Origin of the sequence: Roseovarius sp. S88 (genome assembly GCF_037023735.1) — a bacterium.
Classification (GTDB): domain Bacteria; phylum Pseudomonadota; class Alphaproteobacteria; order Rhodobacterales; family Rhodobacteraceae; genus Roseovarius; species Roseovarius phycicola.
Window position 1 is genome coordinate 744,638 of the sequence record NZ_CP146069.1, and the last position, 21,769, is coordinate 766,406.

Genomic DNA, 21,769 nt, shown 5'->3' on the forward strand with positions numbered 1-21,769 from the left:
GAGAATGTTTGGCTTCCGCAGAACGAACCTTGTCCAACACAGACCCTAAAGCCATTGCCTCCCGCGCCCTGCCATCCTAACCTCACGACATGACTGATACACCCGAACGCCGCTGGCATGATATGGGCGGGCAAGACGCCGGCCCGGTTCCGATGGAAGGGCATGACTTTGCTCTTTGGGAGAAACGCATAGATGCCCTGATGGTGCTCTGCGGGGGCAAGGGGCTGTTCACCGTCGATGGCCTGCGTCGCGCGCTGGAAGACATGGGTGAAGAGGCGTTTGAAAAACACAGCTACTATGAACGCTGGATCGCCGCCACCAACCAGAACCTGATCGAAGCCGGCGTCTACACGCTCGAAGAGTTGGGCCAGCGGATGGAAGAAGTTGCTGCGCGCGGCCCAACTTACGGTGAGGCGCAAGGTGACTGACGCGGTGATGCAAAAAGTTCGCATCAAATCCATGTTTCCTCCGGGCCATGTGCGCGCGCCCTACTATATCCGTGGCAAACTGGGCGAGATTGAGCGCGAGATCGGCCTGTTCGGAAATCCGGAACAGCTTGCCTATGGCCTGAAAGCCGAAGACAAGACGCTCTACCGGGTGCGCTTCACCATGGCGGAGCTGTGGGGCGCAGAGGCGGAGACACCAACCGATACAGTTGACGTCGAGGTGTATGCCCATTGGCTGGAGGAGGCCTGACATGCCACATGACCATCACGATCATGATCACCTGAGTTCCTCGGGCCATCCGTTTCGCGCCGACAATGACATGGCACTGACCTATTGGCAGCGGATGGAAATCGCCGTGCGTGAGTTGCTGGTGGAAAAAGGACATCTTACTCCGGCTGAGATCAGTGCCCAGATCGAGGCGATGGATGCCCGAAGCCCTGCTGATGGCGCTGCTGTCGTTGCACGGGCCTGGGTTGATCCTGAGTTTAAGGCGCGGCTTCTGGACAATGCCGCCACAGCGACGCGGGAGATGGGCTTTGACATCGGTCCGCTGAACCTGATCGCGGTGGAGAACACGGCCGAAGTGCATAACCTCATCGTCTGCACGCTGTGCTCGTGCTACCCGCGTAACCTTCTGGGGCTGCCACCTGATTGGTACAAGACCCGCGCCTACCGCTCACGCGCTGTGAAAGAGCCGCGCAAGGTCCTGCGGGAGTTTGGCGTGCAACTGCCAGAGAAGACACAAATCCGCGTGCACGATAGCACTGCTGACATGCGATATGTGGTCATCCCGGCGCGTCCGGAAGGCACGGGTGGGATGGACGAGACTGCGCTTACCAAACTAGTCACTCGCGATCTCGATGATTGGCACCGGGTTGGCGCGCGCCCCTGCGCAGGCTTGAGCCAAGTGGCGTGAACGCGTAAGGCTGTTGCCAAAGGTCTCTCAAGAAAGGCCGCGTATGAGCGACGAGCAAACATCCGAAACTATTTCGCTAACCGAGCGTTTGATCGGTACAGCCTTGGTGGCACCCATCTGGATGTCGCGGCTTTTGCCATATCGCCTGCGCGTGCCATTCGTGGGCTGGGCGGCCTCCCGGCTTTTGGGACCGCTCGCCGGATACCGCCGCCGCGTGCGCGAAAACCTCGCTTTCGCCAGACCCGATTTGAACCATGAAACCGTGCGCGATCTGATGCTCAGCGTGCCCGATAATGCTGGGCGCAATATGGTTGAGCTTTATTCCCCCGAGTTTGCCGACTATGCCCGTAAATCACCCGTCATCGGCCCCGGCCTTCCCGATGTGCGTGCAGCCCGTGAAGCAGGGCGGCCGGTGATCTTCGTGACCGGGCATTTTGGATCCTTCAACGCCGCGCGGCTTGCGATGATGGAGCAGGGGTTCAACATGGGGGTGTTTTACCGCCCCATGGCCAATCGTCCGTTCAATGAGCATTACGTCAAGGCCATGGCATCCCTGTCGGAGCCGATGTTCGAGCAAGGGCGCAAAGGCATGATCCAGATGGTCAAACACCTGCGCTCCGGCGGCGTGCTAGCGATTCTCAATGATCTTAACGCCCATGACGGTGTGCCGCTTGAGTTCTTCGGAAAACCAGCACTCACATCGCTCGCAACCGCTGAAATGGCGCTAAAGTTCGACGCGCTTTTGGTGCCGGTCTGGGGGCTGCGCGATCCCGATGGGTTGCATTTCACCATCCACACCGAGACGCCCATTGCCCATTCCGACCCCGTCACCATGACCCGCGAATTCAACGCGCGCTTAGAGGCGGCCATCCGCGAGAACATGCATCAATGGTTCTGGATTCACCGCCGCTGGAAAGACGGCACTGGCCCACTGGCGGACCGGGGTGCCAAGATTTTGGCAGACTTGGAAAGAAACGCCTGACAGTGTTTTGGGTATTTCTGACAAGAAAGAAGCCTGACGCACCTGCTTCTTTCTTGTTGCAAATACCCATGCCCACCGGATCACATGGCGGGCTTTATCAGGTCCATTTCGCGACCGGCGGCAAGCTCATCAAAACCGCATCGGCATCATGACCTGTGGCCAGACCAAACTTGGTGCCGCGATCATAGACGAGGTTGTATTCGGCATAGAGACCGCGATGCACGAGTTGGGTTTCCTTGTCTGCGTCAGACCAATTCTGTCCGCGGCGTTTTTCGACCAGCGGCACATAGGCTTTGAGAAACGCTCGGCCAATATCCTGTGTCAGGGCAAAATCGGCTTCCCAGTCGCCGGAATTCTGGTCATCCATGAAGATGCCGCCCACGCCGCGCGCGCGGTGGCGGTGCGGGATGTAGAAATACTCATCCGCCCATTTCTTGAGATGCGGATAATGGTCGGTCCCATGCGGATCGAGATGGGCCTTTTGCGTGGCGTGGAAATGCGCTGTGTCCTCGTCATACTCAATGCAAGGATTCAGGTCAGAGCCGCCGCCAAACCACCAGGCCCCAGGCGTCCAGAACATGCGTGTGTTCATATGCACCGCCGGCACATGCGGGTTTTGCATATGCGCCACGAGGCTGATGCCTGAAGCCCAGAAGCGTGGGTCATCTTCCATGCCAGGCACACCGCGCGCAGCCATGGCTTTTTGCGCTTGCGCGCCCAGGCTTCCATAGACTTCCGAGACATTGACGCCGACCTTTTCAAAGACCCGGCCGCCGCGCATGACACTCATCAAGCCGCCGCCTGCGTCAGAGTTATCGTCGCTGGCACGTTTGGTTTCCGAGACGTCAAACCGGCCCGGTGCGGCGCCAGCCATCGGCCCGCTGTCATGGCTGTCTTCGAGCTCCTCAAACGCGGCTACAATGTCGTCGCGTAGCTGCCGGAACCAACTCGCCGCGCGGGATTTTTCGTCTTGCATCTTGCTCATGCGCCCATCAATGCGCAGGTGCGGCGACAGGGTCAAGCAGTGTTCGGCCGCCATCGATGGTCATGATCTGCCCGGTCATAAAACCAGACGCCTCGCTCGACAGATATTGCACCGCTGAGACAAGCTCGCTGGCCGAAGCAATCCGGCCAAGCGGGGTGTGGTCTTCAATGTCGGCGCGGTAGTCGGTGTTGTCGCGCAAGGTGTTCTGCAATGAGGCGCTCATAACGGATCCGATGGCCACACCGTTGACCCGGATCCGATGTGGTGCCAGCGACACCGCCAGGTTCCGTGTCATCTGATCGAGAGCTGCCGTCGACACCGAGTAGCCCAGCAAGTCGGGATGTGTACGCCGTGCGGCAATCGAGGACAGGTTCACAATGGTGCCCACTGTGCCGTCTTCATCGCCATCGGCCTGTTTTATCATCCGCTTGGCCACAAGCTGGCTCAGGCGTAGAGGGGCCAGAAGGTTCTGATTGAGCGACAACTCCACCGCGTCATCATCTGGATTGAGAGGATCGGACGGCACCACCTGACGCGAGGCATTGACCAGGATATCAACCTGCTCAAAGGCATCGATCGTTGCGGAAAGAAGGTTGGCCAACGTGAGCTTTTCGCGCAAATCCCCAGCAAAATACCGTTGCGCGCTGCCATCCTCGTTATTGCCCAACTCATGCGCAAGCTGCTTTTCGTCCATATCGGCGAACATCACGTTCGCGCCCTTGTCGACAAAATGCCGCCCAATGGCGAGGCCAACCCCGTTAGCCCCCCCGGTGACAATGGCGGTCTTACCGGAAATGGAAAATGACATCTCGCCTGTCTCTCCCGTTATGGCCTGCGCATCTCAAATCGCATTCTGCGCAGCCTAGTTCAACTTCTCAGCCTTTTCGAGCCGGATTTGCCGCCCACAGAATTTTGAACCGGTTGTCGCTTGCGTGGGTTTTGACATCACGGAAATTGACGCCCAGTTCGGCTTCATAGGGCAGGTGGCGATTGGCCACCATCCAAAGCTGGCCTTTTGGTTTGAGTGCTTCTGCGGCTGCCCGAATGAACGCGCGGCCAAGGTCCGGGTCACTGGCCCGACCGGTATGAAAAGGGGGTTCATGATCACCGTATCGAGCGGCTCGGGCGGCTGCCAGCGCGTGGCATCGGACCAGTGAAACGCGGCACGTGTGTCGGTGACATTGGTTCGCGCGCAGTCCAGTGCGGATTTCTCGGCTTCTACAAGATGAAGGCGTGTGATGGAGTCCCGTCGAAGCGCTTCGGCGCTGAGATACCCCCAGCCTGCGCCCAGGTCGGCCAGCAAGGCCCCAAGTTTTTGCGGCAGGTGATCGGCCAGGAACTGTGAGCCGGGATCAATCCCATCAGCAGAAAACACACCTGGTGCCGTGACAAAGCCGTCCTCAATTTGCGTTTGGTCGTTCAATTGCCAGTCGGTCAACTCCAGACCGCCATGGAACCAGAAAAGCTTGCCATGAGACTTTGACAAGGCCGGAGACACCTCGCACCGTGCACGACAAAGCTTGAGCACTGACTCAATGCCGTCCGTTTTGGCCCCATCTACGACCACCGGTCCATCGGTGAGGGATGAGGCCTGAGCGATCATGGCCAATGTGAGTGGTTTGGCGCGGGCGGCGAACACAATGGCTGCGGCATAGGGCCCGTCGGGTTCTGTGCCACAGTCAAACCCAAGCGCATCGAATGTGTCATGTACGGGCCGAAACCCGGTCAGGATGTGACATCTGCCTTTGTCCAGTGCGGATAGGTCGGTGCCAGACGCGGGGCGAAAGACGACCACACGTCCGGTGTCAGGCCAGGGCATATCGCCCGAAGACAACGCCAGAGACAGCCGTGACGTCGTACTCACGCTATTCTTTTTCCATGGTGCATTGCAGAGGGTGCTGATGGCGGCGGGCGAAATCCATCACCTGCGCCACCTTGGTTTCGGCGATTTCGTGGCTGAACACGCCAACAACTGCGACGCCTTTCTTGTGCACGGTCAGCATGATCTCAAACGCCTGGCTGTGCGACATGCCAAAGAAGCGCTCCAGCACCGCCACAACGAATTCCATAGGTGTATAATCATCATTCAAGAGCAGCACCTTGTACAAAGGTGGCCGCTTTGTCTTGGGCTTGGTGTCAACAACCACGGCAGCGTCTGTGCCGTCGTCCTCATCCCCTGGCCCAGCCATGATGACCAAGTCCGTCATTGATCCCGTTAACCTACGCTGTGACAGCACGCTCGTGCAGCAGGTATATAACTTTCGCAGAGCGTGTGAAAAGGGGCGCAGGTCGTTGAATCGACCGCAAGTCGCCGATTCTCGCCTGTCGTGGCTGTGCAAAACGTCCGATTGGTCGTGAATGACGTCTTGCAGGTGAGCTACTTGAGCTGTGCCGCCGCCTCAACAAGGCCGATACCGTCTCGCCGTTGCAAGACAACAACGATTGGCTGATCGCCCTGCGCGGGCACCGTCAGTCGAAGCGCTTCTTCACCGGTCCAACTTCCGACTTGCGCCATGTCCGTCACCACGTTGGCGTAGCTGATCGTGTGGCCCGCATTTTCGCCACGCGTGATGTTCACAGTGCTCTCAGGCCTGTAGCGCACCACGCGCACCGCCAATGGTTCCTCGAACTGAGTCATTGGCTCTGCCTCAATTAGCACATCATCACCAACGCGGCTCAGTTCTATATCAACCGTCGACGACGTCTGCAGGTGCCGGTTGATCATGTCGCTCACGTCTTTGGGGCTGTTGCCGACCACATGTTCGCGTCCATTGATCACCATCTGAGGCGTGTAGATCATGCGACGTCCGTTTTCCGCGGCATAGGCGCGCTGGCGATCTGCGTGCCCGGGATGGGCAAAGCTGTCTTTCCAGCCGATATAATCCCAATAGTCGACGTGCAAAGCGAGGGCGACAACATCATCCCGCTTGGCCAATTCGTGCATGAACGCATCTGCAGGCGGGCAAGACGAACAGCCTTGCGACGTGAACAGTTCCACAACAACGGCCTTGGACTGCGAAAACGCTGGAACGGCCCATAGACCAACCGCAATTGCAAAAGCTATGATACGACGCATCTGTCTGCCTCAAAGGTTTAGATTGTCACCCTAAACCCCATCTAAGACGAAACGATCAAAATAACCAATCAACGAATTGAGAGAAATATGTGAACTTCGTTACATTGAAAATTTGTGTACAACGGTATACAAATATTGCATCGCCACTCTTGAACGCATGTTTCTTTTGGTTCAGAAGAATTTCAAACCACGACTGCACCGCTAGCGAAAGGATCGCCCTATGCCCGTTACTGTTGGTCACGACACTGCTAAAACCCGGAAAACCCTGAAGGTTGGGGATCAGACGGTTGCGTATTACTCCATTGCCGCCGCCGAGGCGGCTGGGCTGGGTGACTTCTCTAAACTGCCTGCTGCCTTGCGGGTTGTGCTGGAGAACATGCTGCGCTTTGAAGATGGCAAGACCGTCAGCACCGATGACATCAAGGCGTTCTCAGAGTGGGCCGACAAAGGCGGGAAGAACCCGCGTGAAATCGCCTATCGCCCGGCACGCGTGTTGATGCAGGATTTTACGGGCGTGCCCGCTGTTGTCGACCTTGCCGCGATGCGGGACGGGATCAAGGCGCTGGGCGGTGATCCGCAGCAGATCAATCCGCTCAACCCTGTGGACCTTGTGATCGACCACTCGGTGATGATCGACGAGTTCGGCAATCCGCGTGCGTTTCAAATGAATGTGGACCGCGAATATGAGCGCAACATGGAGCGTTACCAGTTCCTCAAATGGGGGCAGGGCGCGTTCAACAACTTCCGCGTGGTGCCGCCCGGAACAGGTATTTGCCATCAGGTGAACCTGGAGTATCTGGCGCAAACTGTCTGGACCGATAAGGACCAGAATGGCGAGGAAGTCGCCTATCCCGATACGTTGGTGGGCACGGACAGCCACACCACAATGGTCAACGGCGCGGCCGTTCTGGGCTGGGGTGTCGGCGGCATTGAGGCGGAAGCCGCCATGCTGGGTCAGCCAATCTCCATGTTGATCCCCGAAGTGGTGGGCTTTGAACTCACCGGCAAAATGGTTGAAGGCACAACCGGCACCGACCTCGTGCTCAAGGTTGTCGAAATGCTGCGTGAAAAGGGTGTGGTTGGCAAATTCGTAGAATTTTACGGCGCTGGTCTCGACACGTTGCCGCTGGCGGACCGCGCCACCATCGCCAACATGGCTCCTGAATACGGTGCGACCTGCGGCTTCTTCCCCATTGACGGGGAAACCCTGCGCTACCTGCGCCAGACCGGCCGGGACGAGGAGCGCATTGCGCTTGTTGAGGCCTATGCCAAGGAAAATGGATTCTGGCGTGGGGACGACTACGCCCCAATCTACACAGACACCCTGCATCTCGACATGAACACAATCGTTCCGGCCATCTCTGGCCCTAAACGCCCGCAGGACTATGTTGCCCTGACCGATGCAAAGTCGGCCTTCACACGCGAGATGAAAGAAACCTTCAAGCGTCCAATGGACAAAGAAGTGCCTGTCGCAGGTGAAGATTACACCCTGTCTTCCGGTGACGTCGTAATCGCCTCGATCACGTCGTGTACCAACACATCGAACCCGTATGTGATGATCGGCGCGGGCCTTGTGGCGCGCAAAGCCGCTGCTTTGGGTCTCGACCGTAAACCATGGGTTAAAACTTCGCTGGCACCGGGATCACAAGTTGTCTCGCACTACCTTGAGGCCGCCGGCCTTCAGGAAGATCTGGATAAGATCGGCTTCAACCTCGTGGGCTATGGCTGCACCACCTGTATCGGCAATTCAGGCCCGATTCAGAAGGAACTGAGCGAGGCCATTGCCGAAGGTGATCTTGTGGCCACGTCGGTCCTGTCGGGTAACCGGAACTTTGAGGGTCGGATCAGCCCTGATGTCCGCGCCAACTACCTCGCGTCGCCGCCACTTGTGGTGGCCTATGCGCTGGCGGGTACGATGGACATTGACCTAGCCAATGACCCGATCGCGCAGACGCCTGATGGCAAAGATGTGTATCTCAAAGACATCTGGCCCACGCAGCAAGAGATTGCAGAACTGGTCGAGAAAACCGTCACGCGCGAAGCCTTCATCGAGAAATACGCCGATGTCTTCAAGGGCGATGAGAAATGGCAAGAGGTCGAAACCTCCGCGGGTGAAACCTATGACTGGCCGCCGCAGTCCACCTATGTGCAGAACCCGCCTTACTTCCAGGGTATGGGCCGCGAACCCGGCACGATCACCAATATCGAAGGGGCCAAGGTGCTTGCACTGCTTGGCGACATGGTCACCACGGACCACATTTCACCCGCCGGGTCGTTCAAGGACACCACGCCGGCCGGGCAGTACCTCACCGAGCGTCAGGTGCCGGTGCGTGAATTCAACTCTTATGGCTCACGCCGTGGCAACCACGAGGTCATGATGCGCGGCACCTTCGCCAATATCCGCATCAAGAACGAAATGCTGGATGGCGTCGAAGGCGGCTACACCAAAGGCCCTGACGGCAACCAAACCTCGATCTTCGAGGCCGCCATGGCGCATCAGGCCAACGGCACGCCTCTGGTCGTCTTTGGCGGTGAGCAATATGGCGCGGGCTCAAGCCGCGACTGGGCGGCCAAGGGCACGGCGCTCTTGGGCGTGAAGGCTGTAATCGCTGAAAGCTTTGAACGTATCCACCGTTCCAACCTCGTTGGCATGGGGGTGATCCCGTTTGAGTTCACCGGTGGCGACAGCCGGAAGTCTCTGGGTCTCACGGGGCAGGAAACGGTGTCGATCTCAGGGCTTGATACAATCGAGCCCCTGCAAGAGGTGCCCTGCACGATCACCATGGCCGATGGCAGCGAAAAGACGATCCAGCTTAAATGCCGGATCGATACCGCAATCGAAATCGAATATATCGAACATGGTGGCGTATTGCATTACGTGCTGCGCAATCTTGCGAAAGCGGCCTGAGACAATGTGACACCCAGCGATGTAACATCGCTGGGTGGTCAACCTGGGCCACAAAGCCGACGAGAGGGGAACACCTAATGAAGATGCAGTGCTGTCTTTTCCTTGCACTCGTTTTATCCCCCACGGCCATGGCGCAATCTATCGATTTCGGCGACGACAGTTCGGAATATGCCAATGACTTTGAATGCGATGACCGGCGATTTGTAGGCAACGGCATGGCAACCGGTCTTGATTGGGACGATGCCGGTCACGATGCAACCGATTGCCGCCATGCCTATGAACTTGGAACGATAAAGCTGTGGAATCAGTCCAAAGCAAGCGCCGCGACCCAGTGCAGTGCCATAAGCTATGGCGACGACACATCAGACTATGCACGGGACGGCACCTGCGACGACCCGCGATTTGAAGGTCCTGGGACAGACTCTGTTATGCTGCCTGATGAACTTGGCCGCGATGCCACAGATTGTAAAAAAGCCTGCGAGATGGGCACTGCGTTCATTCGAAATTACTGAGCCGCATGGCGCAAGACCGGGCGAGTGAAATCCCGCCTTACTCCCAGACAAATTGCATCACCTGCCGCACGGAATGAAACATCCGTGACAGTTCATAGGTGGCCAGAAACAAAAGCGGATACCCAATTGCCTCGCGCGCTTCAAAGAACGGGACAAGTCCCGATTTGTGGACCAATGCTTGCACAGGACGAAACAACAGAACTGACAAGGCAATACCAATCAGAATGCCAACCGCAATGTCGCTAGGCCAGTGCAGGCCCACTGCGACCCTTGGCAGGCACACGATCAAGCCCGCATGCAAAAGCGCCACAACACCTGCACGCTTCGAGACCTGGAACAACCCAACGGCAAGGGCAAAGAACAGTACGGCATGATCCGATGGAAAAGCGCTCCATTCTTCCAGCAAGCTGGTGTTGAGCCATCCCATGATCGAAATGCCAGCGTCCGGGTCATGCATTGGCCGGGTGCGAAAGGGCAGAACCGTCGCCAGGCCACGTGCCACTCCAATGGCAATTGCCCCTATCAGCAGGACACCTACCAGCTTCTCACGCGCGGTCTGGCGCGTCTCGGCGTCAAAGGAGAACCAAAGTCCCCAGAACAGCACGATCGGCAGAAGGTTTTTGAGCACTTCACGTGTGAACAGGAAGAAGGTCCATGACACGCCTGAATTCGAAGCCGCCCACGCATTCAGTGCTCGGAGTATTTCGTAGTCCACACGTTGCTTTCTCTTGCCCAAAACGTCTGCATATCGGTTCGAGTTTTGGGATTTGAGTCAATGAGTTGCTTGAAAAGGTCAAAAAGACTGCGGGATCACGCTTATCTCAAAAGGAGCTGTAACTTGAAGAAGTTCGGACGCGGCGGTCTTTGTTCAGCGCTGTCTCAAAACCTGAAACGCCGCCGACGCGCCCCAGCCTGCCGCGATGGCAATGGCCAAAGACATCAGCCCATAAACAAGCGGCATCTCACGTGAAAGATTGTAAAGCCAGCGCTCCAGTCCGACTTTCTGCACGTCAATCGTGGTCTCGAAGAGAGACACCACTTTTCCCCGTCGAGTCAGAAAGATACGCGTCGGATAGATCCCCTCGGTCAGGTTAGACGGAAGCTTGATGGACGTGCGAAACAACGTCTGTTCGTCAAGCGCCACGGACCCTTCTTGAAGTGCGTAGATCCCATTGCCGGACCGGATACGAATGATCGCGTCTGTGAAAGACTGTGCATCCGCCACGCTTCTGGGTGCCCCCACCGAACGGATAGCCCGCGGGATCGTCACCTTGTGCCGCAAATCCTCAACATTCGATAGCACCTGATCCAAGGGCCCGGTGGTCGCAATCGCATAAAAACTTGGGGCTTCATCCACCTCAAGTGACTCTGTGTTGACCCAGATACCGAACCGCTTTTCCTTGCGGCGCACGACCACAGGTTCGGTTGGCCCGGCAATGGCGACGATGACATCAAGTGGCTCCTCGGAAATTGGCGCCTCGCGCTTTACAGCGCCAAAGACAAGGATCTCTGAGCCATCAAAAGTGGCGGTGATTGCCACCTTGTCTTTGCTGAGGCCAAGCACCACTTCTTCGCTTGTAGCAGGCAGCGCAAGCACGAGGAAAAGAAGGATCATCAGCCTGCGCATCAATGCCCCTCCACTGCGCCAATAGAGTAGAGCTCGGAGGGCATAATCAGCAGGTCCAGTGCCAGCTTGAAGCACACCGCAAGAACCATGATCGCGAGTAGGATACGGAGCTGTTCGGCTTTCAGCTTAGTCCCAATCGTTGTCCCGATCTGCGCGCCAATGACGCCGCCCACCAGCAACAGAACCGCAAGCGCGACATCGACCGTGAAATTCGTCGTTGCGTGCAGCAAGGTGGTGAAGCCTGTCACGAAGATGATCTGGAAAAGCGACGTGCCCACAACAACCTTGGTTGGCATACCCAGAAGGTAGATCATGGCCGGGACCATGATGAATCCGCCCCCGACACCCATGATTGCCGCGAGAATGCCGACACAAATACCGACGATAACGGGGGGAATGACACTGATATAGAGGCCCGATGTGCGGAAGCGCATCTTGAAGGGGAGCTTGTGAATCCAGTTGTGTTTCTTGCGCTTGGGCGGCGTGCCTGACTTGCTGCGGCGAATGGCGTTGAGGCTTTCGATGAACATCATCGCACCGATGATGCCGAGGAAAACCACGTAGCAGAGTTTGACCAGAAGGTCGACTTGCCCAAGCGATTTCAGGTAGTTAAAGACCACAACCCCGAGGGCTGCCCCGATGAGACCGCCAATCAGAAGGACCGTGCCCATTCGGAGGTCCACTGTCTTTCGTCGCAAATGCGCCAGCACGCCGGAGAAAGAGGAGGCCACAATCTGATTGGCCTCGGTGGCGACGGCGACGGCAGGTGGAATGCCGATAAAGAACAACAGCGGCGTCATGAGAAAGCCCCCGCCCACGCCGAACATGCCTGATAACACGCCAACCAACCCACCCAGTCCAAGCAGGAGAAACGCGTTAACCGAAACCTCGGCGATGGGAAGGTAGATTTGCATGGCACGTCATAGACCTGTGCCTTTGGGATAATCAACCCAAGCAAACGCCTAGATCGCGTCAGGCCTGATCAATTTATGTGAACTGGCCTTACAGCGCGTGATTGGTTGGCTGTACCGGTTGGGGGTGTTGTCACCGCTCTGAACTGGCCAGTTTCCAGGCGGCAAAGACGAAGAATGCGCCGAGCGCTGCCTCGATCCAGCGTCGCCCTTTGGCATAGGCCGCTCGGATATGACGGGTCGACATGGCAAGCGCCCAGGCCCCATGGCAGACAAAGGAAATCGTGAAAGCGCCCAAGACAAAGAGGGCCACGACATCGAGGTTTGCCCCCTCCACCGCACCGATTGAGGCGATTGAGAGCCAAAAGGCGATGGCTTTGGGGTTGGTGGCCTGCAACAGGAAACCCGTTGCGAAGTGGCGGCTCATTGACTTGGCTTGCGTTTCCATGGACGTCAGAGTGGGCGGGTCAAGCGCTTTTCGAAATGCACCATAGGCCAGATAAAGCAGGTAGGCGGCACCGATGATGCGCAAGGCTGTCATGGCCCATGCTGCTTGGGAGATTAGCAACCCCACTCCGAGCATCGTCAGCAGATTGATGGCCATGCTGCCCGTGGCAATACCAAGTGTGGCGACCATGGCCGGGGCGCGGCCCTGCGATGTGGCTATCCCGATCAACAAGGCGACGGACGGCCCCGGAGAGGACGCACCAACCACCAGAATGGCATAGGCCGCCAGAATGCCAGGCAGATAGACAAGAAGATCCGTCACTCGCCGCCGGTCCCCTTGAAGCCCACAATCCGGGTCAACAGGCCCGCTGCGTCCGTTTCTGCGAAATATTGGCCCAGCTGTTCCATGCCTCCGGGCATGGCGAACCGCACTGTTGCGCGCGTAACGCCGTCACGTGTTTCTGAGGCGATCACCTCGGCCGTTGCTCCCGGAGCCATCTGTGCAAACTGCGCCACATAGGCAGCGATGTCTTCCACGCCTTCAACGCCATCGGTTCTGGGATCGGCATAGCGTGCATTTTTGGCAACGGCCTTGGCAATCAAGATGAGTTGCCCTGCCGGGTCAGTTTCTGACCATGCGTCGAAAAATCCATTCAAAGCGTTAGACATCGCCCTCTCCTTTGTCAGAGTCGCAGCCTAACGCAGATCAATACAGCTGTGTTCAGAAATGTTGGGTGGGTTAAACCGCCAGATCCAAGGCCGCACTCAAAAGTGTCTTGGCATATTCGGTTTGCGGGTTGTTAAAGATATCCTGCGCCGAGCCGTATTCGACAATATCGCCCTGTTTCATGACAATGACCTTATGACTCATGGCGCGCACCACAGCGAGGTCGTGGCTTATGAAAAGATATGCCAGCCCGTATTTGACCTGCAGGCGGCGCAGCAGGTCTACGATCTGAACCTGCACCGTCATATCAAGGGCAGAGGTCGGTTCGTCCAGAACCACCAGTTTGGGGCGTAGGATCATGGCGCGGGCAATTGCGATACGCTGACGCTGTCCGCCGGAAAACTCATGCGGGTAGCGGTCCATCATGTCAGGGTCCAGATCGACCTCCCCAAGCACTTCGGCCACAAGTTCACGTACCGGGCGGCCATCAGGATTGCCATGTACGCTCAGCCCCTCGGCAATGATCTGTTCACAGGTCATGCGCGGACTGAGGCTTCCAAATGGGTCCTGAAAGACGATCTGAATGTCCGAGCGGCGGCGGCGCAGTTCCTTGGTGGACCAGTCGCGCATGTCTTGCCCGTCAAAACGCATCACGCCCTCAGATTCGATGAGCCGCATGAGTGCCAGCGCCAATGTGGTCTTGCCTGATCCGCTTTCGCCAACAATGCCCAGCGTCTCGCCAGCACGCACCGAGATTGTCGCCTCATTGACGGCCTTTACATGCCCGACGGTGCGTTTGAGAAATCCCTTTTGAATGGGAAACCAGATTTTCAGCTTGTCGGTCTCTACTAGAACCGGCGCCTTTTCCTCTACCGGATCAGGCGCGCCGGACGGGGCCGCGCTCAGCAGTTTCTTGGTATAGTCATGCTGGGGGTTGGCGAAAATGTCCTTGGTCGGGCCTGTCTCAACGATAAGACCATCTTTCATCACGCAAACCCGGTCAGCGATTTTTTCCACGACGGCCAGATCATGGGTGATGAACAGGAGTCCCATCTGCTCTTCGCGCTTCAGCTCGGCCAATAGCTCTAGGATTTGCGCCTGAATGGTGACGTCAAGCGCGGTGGTCGGTTCATCCGCGATTAGAATATCGGGCTTGTTTGACAGGGCCATGGCGATCACAACGCGCTGTCTTTGCCCACCGGAAAGCTGATGCGGATAAGCGCCCAATCGGGTTTCGGGGTCTCGAATGCCAACGCGTGTCAGAAGCTCCAGAATGCGCGTGCGGACCGCGTTGCCGGTCAGACCCTGATGCAGCTCAATGCTCTCGCGCAGCTGCTTTTCCAGTGTGTGCAGCGGATTGAGCGAGGTCATTGGTTCCTGAAAAATGAAGGAAATGTCGTTGCCGCGCACAGTCATCAGGCGTTTTTCATCAGCACCGATCATTTCCTGGCCGTCATAGGTCACACTGCCTTCGACCATGGCGGAACCGCCGAGCAAAGAAACCGTGCTGAGTGCGGTGATGGACTTACCACTTCCGGACTCACCCACAAGAGCAACTGTTTCTCCACGGTCTACGGTGAAGGAGACGCCATGCACGCATGGTTTTACCTCGCCATCCTGACGGAAACTGATGCGCAGGTCTTTGACGTCCAGAAGGCTCATTCGAAGGTCTTCCTTGGGTCAAAGGCGTCGCGTACCCCCTCAAAGATGAAGACCAGAAGCGACAGCATGATGGCAAAGGTGAAGAACGCGGTGAAGGCCAGCCACGGCGCCTGCAGATTGTTCTTGGCCTGTAGCGTGAGTTCGCCCAGCGAGGGGGCCGAGGCCGGAAGACCGAAGCCAAGGAAATCGAGCGTGGCCAGAAGGCCGATTGTGCCGGTGATGATGAACGGCAGGAAGGTGAGCGTGGCTACCATCGCATTGGGCAACATATGGCGGAACATGATGGTCATGTTGCTCACGCCAAGCGCCTTGGCGGCGCGCACATATTCGAAGTTGCGCGCGCGCAGGAATTCGGCACGCACCACGCCCACAAGTCCCATCCACCCGAAGGCGACCGTTATGGCGACCAGAAGCCAGAAACTTCGCGGCAGGATCGCGAAGAGGATGATGATCACATAGAGCTGGGGTGTGGAGGCCCATATTTCGATGACGCGTTGAAAGATCAGGTCGGTCTTGCCCCCGAAATAGCCCTGAATGGCGCCAGCAAATACACCGATAACTGACGAGAGTGCCGTCACGATCAGGGCGAAGAGCACCGAAAGCCGGAACCCGTATATCACGCGCGCCAGGACATCGCGCTTTGTGCCATCCGTGCCCAAGAGGTTTTGTTCATTAGGGGGCAGGGGGGCTGCGCCGGGACGATCTACGGGTGTGTCATAGCTGTAGCGAACAGGGGGCCAGAAGGTCCAACCTTTGGCGATGGCCTCGCCATTCACCTCGCCGTCCTGCGCATCCTCAATGATGCCCTCGGGATCGTCAAAACAGTCTTCCAATCCGCCCGAGACAATCAGGCATTCCACTTCGGGGTCGCCATAAGGTGCCTCGGTGCGGAAATCGCCGCCAAACGCGGTCTCAGGGTAAAACTTCAGGATCGGTGTGTAGTATTCGCCCCGGTATTGCACCAGCAGGGGCTTGTCATTTGCGATGAATTCAGCAGGCAGGGTGATCAGAAACAGGATCGAAAACAGGATCAGAGACCAATAGGCCCGACGGTTGCGCTTGAAGTTGCGCCAGCGGCGCTGGTTGAGGGGCGAAAGGCTTGGCATGGCTACCCGGCCCTCTTCTCAAAGTCGATCCGGGGGTCGATGAAGACATACATCAGGTCCCCAAGGATCGCGACGACAAGTCCGATCAGTGTGGTGAGGTAGAGCGTGGCGAACATCACGGGGTAATCCCGGCCAATCGCCGCCTCAAAGAAGAGCCGCCCCAGACCATCGAGCGAAAAGATCGTCTCGATGAGCAGACTGCCGGTGAAGAAGACACCGATGAAAACACCCGGGAAACCGGCAATGACGATCAGCATCGCGTTGCGGAAAACATGCCCATACAGCACTTTGCGTTCGGACAAACCCTTGGCGCGGGCGGTCATGACATAGTGTTTCTTGATCTCATCGAGAAACGAGTTCTTGGTCAGCAAGGTGAGCGTCGCGAAGCTGCCAATGGACAGCGCCGTGATGGGCAGGATGATATGCCAAAGATAGTCGAGCACCTTTCCGATAAGGGTGAAGTCCTCCCACCCATCCGAGGTCAGGCCCCGCAGCGGGAAGATCTGATAGTAAGAACCGCCTGCGAAAAGCACCAGGAGCATGATGGCAAAGAGGAAGGCGGGGATGGCATAGGCGGCGATGATGATGCCGCTCGTCCATGTGTCAAACGGCGTGCCGTCGCGCATCGCCTTGCGGATGCCTAGGGGGATCGAGATGAGGTAAGAGATCAGCAGGGTCCAGACGCCCAGTGTGATACTGACCGGCATCTTGTCGAGCACAAGGTCCACGACCTCGGTTTTGCGGAAGTAACTCTCGCCAAAGTCAAACCGCGCGTAGTTCCAGAGCATATTGAGAAAGCGTTCGAGGGGCGGTTTATCGAGGCCAAATTGCTGTTCAAGCTCAGCAATGAATTCTGGCGGCAGACCGCGCGCGCCGACATAACCCTCGACCTCATCTGTGCCTAACCCGCCATCATCCTCGGCCCCGGCGAAACCGCCAAAGACGTCGCCTTGCCCTTGAATTTCGGCAATCGCCTGCTCCACCGGGCCACCGGGCAGGAACTGCACCAAAGCAAAATTGATGATCATGATCCCAATGAGCGTCGGGATCACCAAGAGCAGACGTCTGAGGATATAGGCGCCCATGCGGTGCTACGCGCCTCTCTGAGAGGCACGCAAAATACGTGGCCCTGTGCTGTCGCCCCCGTGCTGGCTCACTGCGCGCCCGCCTCCTTCAGCTTTTGTGCCTTATCTGCGTCATACCACCAGAAATCCAGTGTCCCCAGCGCAAAAGGCGGTATTTCTTCAGGATGGGCATATTGATCCCAATAGGCGACCCAATGATTGGGGGCGTAGCCATCGGGAATGAGGAAGAATTCATGGCGCAATGCCCGGTCCAAGGCCCGTATTGTCATGTTTTCTTCTTCTTTGCTTTCGGTCAGCAGGGATTTGGCAATGATTTCGTCCACCATAGGGCTGGCAAGCCCCGCAGGATTAAAGAGGCTGAATTCAGCGGCCTCTGAGCCAAAACGCTGTGCCAGACCCGTGCCGGTGCCCAGCAAAGACGGATAGCCATCGAACACCAGATCATAATCCCTGTCGCGCTCTCGGTCCGTGTATTGGGCGCTGTCGACAGACTCGACCGTCGCGTCGATGCCTGCGTCTTTCAGGCTGGAGACAAAGTTTTCGGCAACTGCGCGGTTTGTAGGTGAGCCAGATGAATTCAGCAAGAAATTGAGGCTCAGCTGCTTTCCGTCTTGAGACCGAACTTTGCCCGCATCATCGACAGTATAGCCCGCCTCTTCCAGCAGTTTCAGCGCTTTGCGCTTGTTCTTGCGTGTGATGAGGCGGTCTTCGTCACTTACATGTGGTACCCACGGCTCTGTTTCCAGAACTTCAGCAGGTACCAAGTCTCCCAAGGACTGCAAAAATTCCAGTTCAGGGCCTTCAGGTGTGCCTGTTGCTTCTAACTCTGTGCCTGTCGAGAAGGAACGTTGTTGCTCATAGAGACCGTAAAGGAGTGATTTGTTTGTCCATTCAAAATTGAACAAGAGTGCAACAGCCTCGCGCACCCGCTTGTCCTTGAGCGGTTCCGAGCCAAGGTTGAATACGATGCCCGACATTGCAGGCGGCGCGCCGTCGGCAAGTTCTTCCAACTTGACCCAGCCGCGCTGAACCGCGGGGAAATCATAAGAACTGGCCCAGAGTTTTGGATCAGACTCCGTCCGGTACGTTACTTCTCCGGCCTTGAAGGCTTCAAAGGCGGCCGTGGAATCGGCAAAATACTCAAGTCGGATCGTATCGAAATTGTGCCGCCCTTTGTTGATGGGCAAATCCCAACCCCAGTAGTCAGGGTTTCGTTTGAAAACCACCCGTCGGTTTGGCTCTACTTCTTGCAAAATGTACGGGCCAGATCCCGGCGAAATCTCAAGCCGTGGTTCGTCCAGCCGTGCGCCTGTCTCTTCGTACCATTTTTTGGACCAGACCGGCACGCCACCGACCTGGTCAATGAGGCTACGGCGGGAGATGCCGTCAGCGAATGTAAACTTGATGGTGTGATCGTCGATCACCTCGACACTTGGAATGCGCTTGCGCACCGCTTCGGCATAACTTTTGAGGCCCTGATCTAGAAGCAGGTTGTGAGAGAAAGCAACATCATGCGCTGTGACCGGGGTTCCATCGGAAAACCGAGCTTCTGGGCGCATGTGGAAAATGACCCAGGACTTGTCTTCTGGATATTCGACCGTATGCGCCAAAAGACCGTACCCTTCGTCGTAATCATCCGAGGGCAGGCTGCCTGCGCCGGCAAGTATCTCGCCCAAAAGGCTTTCATACATCACCGTGGAAAGTGCTGAGGCACGCCCATTCCGCGTGTAGGGGTTCATGGAGTCAAAACTGCCCGCGAGTGCTATGGAAATCTCGCCACCCTTTGGCGCGTCAGGGTTCACATAGTCAAAATGCGTGTAATCCTCGGGGTAGTTCAGGTCGCCAAAGAATGAATAGCCGTGGCTTTTGATGATCTTCTGGTCTTCGGCAAATGCCGTCCATGCGCTGAGGATCAGGATGGACAGGACCATCAGGGTTGTCGCAACGAAGCGAGGTTTTTGGCCGTCAAGCGCTCGGGACTTGGCCCGGCTGCGGGATCGGGTCATGCGCATTCTCCTTATACTCACCCTGATGTGGGATTTTATTCGCCTCTGGCAAGCTAACGGAGGGCCATGCCGGGATTCAAGCGCAGATCATCCGCTGTGAGGCTGCGGCCCTATCAAACAAAAGAAAACCGCCCGTGCCGTCAGGAACGAGCGGTTCAACTTTTGCTAGTGAGAGTAACGTTTACTGGCTGAGTGATCGAAGGTAGCCAATGACGTTGGCGCGCTCCGCCTCGTCTGAGACACCACGAAAGCTCATCTTGTTGCCAGGCGCGAATTCACGTGGGTTCTCCAGCCAGGCACTCAGGCGGTCCAGGTCCCAGACGCCGCCGACTTCAGTCATCGCTCCAGAATACTTGAAGCCTTCTACCGATGCCACCTCGCGGTCAACGATACCAACAAGATGAGGTCCGACGCGGTTTTGCTCTTTGTCGGCAACATGGCAGGCCGCGCATTTCTTGAACGACTTAGCGCCTGCGTCAATGTCGGCTGCAGCGACCAGGGCAGCAAAGCCGGTGTCACCGGCTGCTGCCTCTTCGGTTGCTTCTTCCGCGGCAGGTTCTTCAGCCGCGGCTTCTTCTTCGGTTGCCTCAGGAGCGGCTTCTTCCTCTGCGGGTTCCTCGGTTGCCTCTTCGGTCGCAGCTTCTTCAGTTGTTTCTTCGGTCGCTGCCTCTTCGGCTGCCGGTTCCTCAACGGCTTCTTCCGCCGCCGCTTCTTCCTCGGCGGCAGCAGGTACCACCAATTCGGTCATGGAACCGTCCGTGTTGTCGAGATAGGCAATCACGTTCACACGGTCCTGAATTTTTTTCAGACCCGCAAACCCCATTGTTGTGCCCGGTGCATAGCCTTTTGGGTTTTCGATGAACGCGTTCAGTTCTTCAGGCGACCAGTTTGCCACAACGGCGCTCAGCGCGCCGGAATAGCCAAACCCTGCCACCGCGTCTACGTCACGGCCAACCACGCCATCAAGATGCGGTCCAGTCTTGTCGGAACCGTCCACAGCGTGACATGCTTTACATTTGCCAAACACTTTTTCGCCAGCCGCGATATCTGCTGACGCGTAAAGTTCCGCAAAACTTGGGCCTTCCTCTACTTCGGCGGTCTCGGCGCCGCCATCGCCGGTGTCGATGACATAGGCCGGGCCATGGTCATCCCCATGACCGCCCCCCATGGCGTACATTTCTTCCGCCACCCATTTGCCCAAAAGAAAGATCAGCAGCGCGCCGCAAAAGCCGCCAAGGATCTTTGTAAACGTCATTGTGTCAAGCATTGGCCCGTTTTCCATGTGAATCTCTCGTCGCGTATCTATCCGCTTCCCCTTGAAGGGCGCAAGGTGTAGTTTCCGCGACCAATCGACCGCATTTCGGCATGGGACAGAACAGGCAAGAGAAGATGACCAATCGCATCGCTTTTCAGGGCGAGCCAGGCGCATATTCGCACCAGGCTTGTAAAGAGACTTATCCAGACATGGAGCCCCATGCATGCCGCACCTTTGAGGATGCGATAGAGGCGGTGCGAACAGGCCATGCAGAATTGGCCATGTTGCCGGTAGAAAATTCCACTTTCGGGCGTGTGGCGGACATTCACCACCTGCTTCCATTTTCGGGTTTGCATATCATTGATGAGGCGTTTGTACGGGTTCACATCAATCTGCTCGCTTTGCCCGGTACGCCGCTCGAAAAGATCAAACGCGCCAAAAGCCACACGATGTTGTTGGGACAATGCCGTGACTTTCTTGCGCAGAACGCCATTCAACGTGTCACTGGGGCGGATACCGCAGGGTCTGCCAGAGAGGTATCGCAGTCGGGCGATCCGGAAATGGCGGCCTTGGCCAGTGAACTGGCAGGCGAGATTTACGGTCTCGACGTGCTGGCACGGCATATCGAGGACGAAGGCAATAACACCACGCGGTTTTTGGTGATGTCTCGCGACCCTGATCTGTCGCGCCGTGGGTCTGATGGCATGATGACGAGCTTTGTCTTTCAGGTGCGCAACATCCCCGCCGCGCTTTACAAGGCGATGGGCGGGTTTGCCACGAATGGTGTCAACATGACCAAACTGGAAAGCTACATGGTCGATGGCAGTTTTTCCGCGACACAGTTCTACGCGGATATCGAAGGACATCCTGAGGACCCGGGTGTTGCACTTGCACTGGAAGAGCTGGGTTATTTTACATCCGAGCTGACTATGCTTGGGGTTTATCCCGCCGATCCTCGCAGACGCTGAGCTCTGCTGCGCGCGCGGCGCCCCAAAGTCGTGGTTCCGCGCGGATTGTTACAGTTTTTCTCAGTCGACAGTGATCAGATAATCGTTCGACTCACAACCGAACGAAACATTTTTCTTTTTTGACTTCAAGCGCTTGAGCGACTTTGGTCTCTTGCCGATCGTGGCGGCGTGAATGGAACATGCAGCCCGGTCACGGCGCTGTGCGACGC

20 protein-coding genes and 2 pseudogenes are annotated in these 21,769 nt (G+C 57.1%); 7 read left to right on the forward strand and 15 right to left on the reverse strand.

Annotation, left to right across the window (positions count from 1 at the left end; genetic code table 11):
* The first annotated feature begins 89 nt into the window (after positions 1-89).
* The 4 genes and pseudogenes from RZ517_RS03745 to RZ517_RS03760 all read left to right on the forward strand — a co-directional run bounded on the left by RZ517_RS03745 (position 90) and on the right by RZ517_RS03760 (position 2,345).
* Positions 90-428: a ScnB-like protein gene (locus RZ517_RS03745; RefSeq protein ID WP_338550137.1), complete on the forward strand. Its 339-nt coding sequence runs from the start codon at positions 90-92 to the stop codon at positions 426-428.
* Positions 429-435: 7 nt separating this feature from the next.
* Complete coding sequence (locus RZ517_RS03750) at positions 436-696, forward strand: SH3-like domain-containing protein (protein WP_338550138.1); 261 nt, start codon at positions 436-438, stop codon at positions 694-696.
* 1 nt (position 697) lies between these two features.
* A pseudogene (nthA, locus tag RZ517_RS03755) lies at positions 698-1,349 on the forward strand (nitrile hydratase subunit alpha).
* Between the two features lie 57 nt (positions 1,350-1,406).
* Positions 1,407-2,345 carry a lysophospholipid acyltransferase family protein gene (locus RZ517_RS03760; RefSeq protein WP_338550139.1) on the forward strand — a complete coding sequence of 313 codons (939 nt, stop codon included), beginning with the start codon at positions 1,407-1,409 and terminating at the stop codon, positions 2,343-2,345.
* Positions 2,346-2,442: 97 nt separating this feature from the next.
* Here the strand turns inward: RZ517_RS03760 and hemF are convergent, their stop codons facing one another.
* The 5 genes and pseudogenes from hemF to RZ517_RS03790 form a co-directional block, all read right to left on the reverse strand.
* Positions 2,443-3,330: an oxygen-dependent coproporphyrinogen oxidase gene (gene hemF / locus RZ517_RS03765; RefSeq protein ID WP_422395558.1), complete on the reverse strand. Its 888-nt coding sequence runs from the start codon at positions 3,328-3,330 to the stop codon at positions 2,443-2,445.
* Positions 3,331-3,337: 7 nt separating this feature from the next.
* Positions 3,338-4,138, reverse strand: a complete 801-nt coding sequence (locus tag RZ517_RS03770) for an SDR family NAD(P)-dependent oxidoreductase (protein ID WP_338550140.1) — start codon at positions 4,136-4,138, stop codon at positions 3,338-3,340.
* 67 nt (positions 4,139-4,205) lie between these two features.
* Positions 4,206-5,149, reverse strand: a pseudogene (locus tag RZ517_RS03780) (class I SAM-dependent methyltransferase).
* A gap of 46 nt (positions 5,150-5,195) precedes the next feature.
* Positions 5,196-5,537 carry an ATP-dependent Clp protease adapter ClpS gene (clpS, locus tag RZ517_RS03785; RefSeq protein WP_317055932.1) on the reverse strand — a complete coding sequence of 114 codons (342 nt, stop codon included), beginning with the start codon at positions 5,535-5,537 and terminating at the stop codon, positions 5,196-5,198.
* A gap of 170 nt (positions 5,538-5,707) precedes the next feature.
* Entirely contained in the window at positions 5,708-6,406 is a 699-nt protein-coding gene (locus RZ517_RS03790) for a DUF1223 domain-containing protein (protein ID WP_338550141.1), read from the reverse strand.
* Between the two features lie 220 nt (positions 6,407-6,626).
* Between RZ517_RS03790 and acnA the strand changes: the two genes are divergently transcribed.
* Together acnA and RZ517_RS03800 are read left to right on the forward strand one after the other, a co-directional pair.
* A complete protein-coding gene (acnA, locus tag RZ517_RS03795) occupies positions 6,627-9,314 on the forward strand; it encodes an aconitate hydratase AcnA (RefSeq protein WP_338550142.1) in 2,688 nt (895 codons plus the stop codon).
* A gap of 77 nt (positions 9,315-9,391) precedes the next feature.
* Positions 9,392-9,826, forward strand: coding sequence for a hypothetical protein (locus RZ517_RS03800; protein WP_338550143.1), 435 nt, complete (start codon positions 9,392-9,394; stop codon positions 9,824-9,826).
* 37 nt (positions 9,827-9,863) lie between these two features.
* Here the strand turns inward: RZ517_RS03800 and RZ517_RS03805 are convergent, their stop codons facing one another.
* The 10 genes from RZ517_RS03805 to RZ517_RS03850 form a co-directional block, all read right to left on the reverse strand.
* Entirely contained in the window at positions 9,864-10,541 is a 678-nt protein-coding gene (locus RZ517_RS03805; RefSeq protein WP_338550144.1) for a phosphatase PAP2 family protein, read from the reverse strand.
* Between the two features lie 153 nt (positions 10,542-10,694).
* Positions 10,695-11,453 (reverse strand): TIGR02186 family protein, encoded by a 759-nt coding sequence (locus tag RZ517_RS03810; protein ID WP_338550145.1) that lies wholly within the window; start codon positions 11,451-11,453, stop codon positions 10,695-10,697.
* Entirely contained in the window at positions 11,453-12,367 is a 915-nt protein-coding gene (locus RZ517_RS03815) for a sulfite exporter TauE/SafE family protein (protein ID WP_338550146.1), read from the reverse strand. Before RZ517_RS03815 ends, RZ517_RS03810 begins: the two co-directional genes overlap by 1 nt.
* A 130-nt stretch (positions 12,368-12,497) precedes the next feature.
* Positions 12,498-13,133: a LysE family translocator gene (locus RZ517_RS03820; protein ID WP_338550147.1), complete on the reverse strand. Its 636-nt coding sequence runs from the start codon at positions 13,131-13,133 to the stop codon at positions 12,498-12,500.
* Positions 13,130-13,480 carry a molecular chaperone GroEL gene (locus RZ517_RS03825; RefSeq protein ID WP_338550148.1) on the reverse strand — a complete coding sequence of 117 codons (351 nt, stop codon included), beginning with the start codon at positions 13,478-13,480 and terminating at the stop codon, positions 13,130-13,132. The genes RZ517_RS03820 and RZ517_RS03825 overlap by 4 nt, the downstream gene beginning before the upstream one ends.
* A gap of 70 nt (positions 13,481-13,550) precedes the next feature.
* A complete protein-coding gene (locus RZ517_RS03830; protein WP_338550149.1) occupies positions 13,551-15,140 on the reverse strand; it encodes an ABC transporter ATP-binding protein in 1,590 nt (529 codons plus the stop codon).
* Positions 15,137-16,246: an ABC transporter permease gene (locus RZ517_RS03835; protein WP_338550150.1), complete on the reverse strand. Its 1,110-nt coding sequence runs from the start codon at positions 16,244-16,246 to the stop codon at positions 15,137-15,139. Before RZ517_RS03835 ends, RZ517_RS03830 begins: the two co-directional genes overlap by 4 nt.
* Positions 16,247-16,248: 2 nt before the next feature.
* Entirely contained in the window at positions 16,249-17,331 is a 1,083-nt protein-coding gene (locus RZ517_RS03840; RefSeq protein ID WP_317055922.1) for a microcin C ABC transporter permease YejB, read from the reverse strand.
* Between the two features lie 68 nt (positions 17,332-17,399).
* On the reverse strand, positions 17,400-19,337 hold the full coding sequence (locus tag RZ517_RS03845) for an extracellular solute-binding protein (protein ID WP_317055921.1): 1,938 nt from the start codon (positions 19,335-19,337) through the stop codon (positions 17,400-17,402).
* Positions 19,338-19,518: 181 nt separating this feature from the next.
* Positions 19,519-20,619, reverse strand: a complete 1,101-nt coding sequence (locus tag RZ517_RS03850) for a c-type cytochrome (protein WP_338550153.1) — start codon at positions 20,617-20,619, stop codon at positions 19,519-19,521.
* Positions 20,620-20,726: 107 nt separating this feature from the next.
* Here RZ517_RS03850 and RZ517_RS03855 point away from each other — a divergent pair, with 107 nt between their 5' ends.
* On the forward strand, positions 20,727-21,560 hold the full coding sequence (locus RZ517_RS03855; protein WP_338550154.1) for a prephenate dehydratase: 834 nt from the start codon (positions 20,727-20,729) through the stop codon (positions 21,558-21,560).
* Positions 21,561-21,769: the final 209 nt, after the last annotated feature.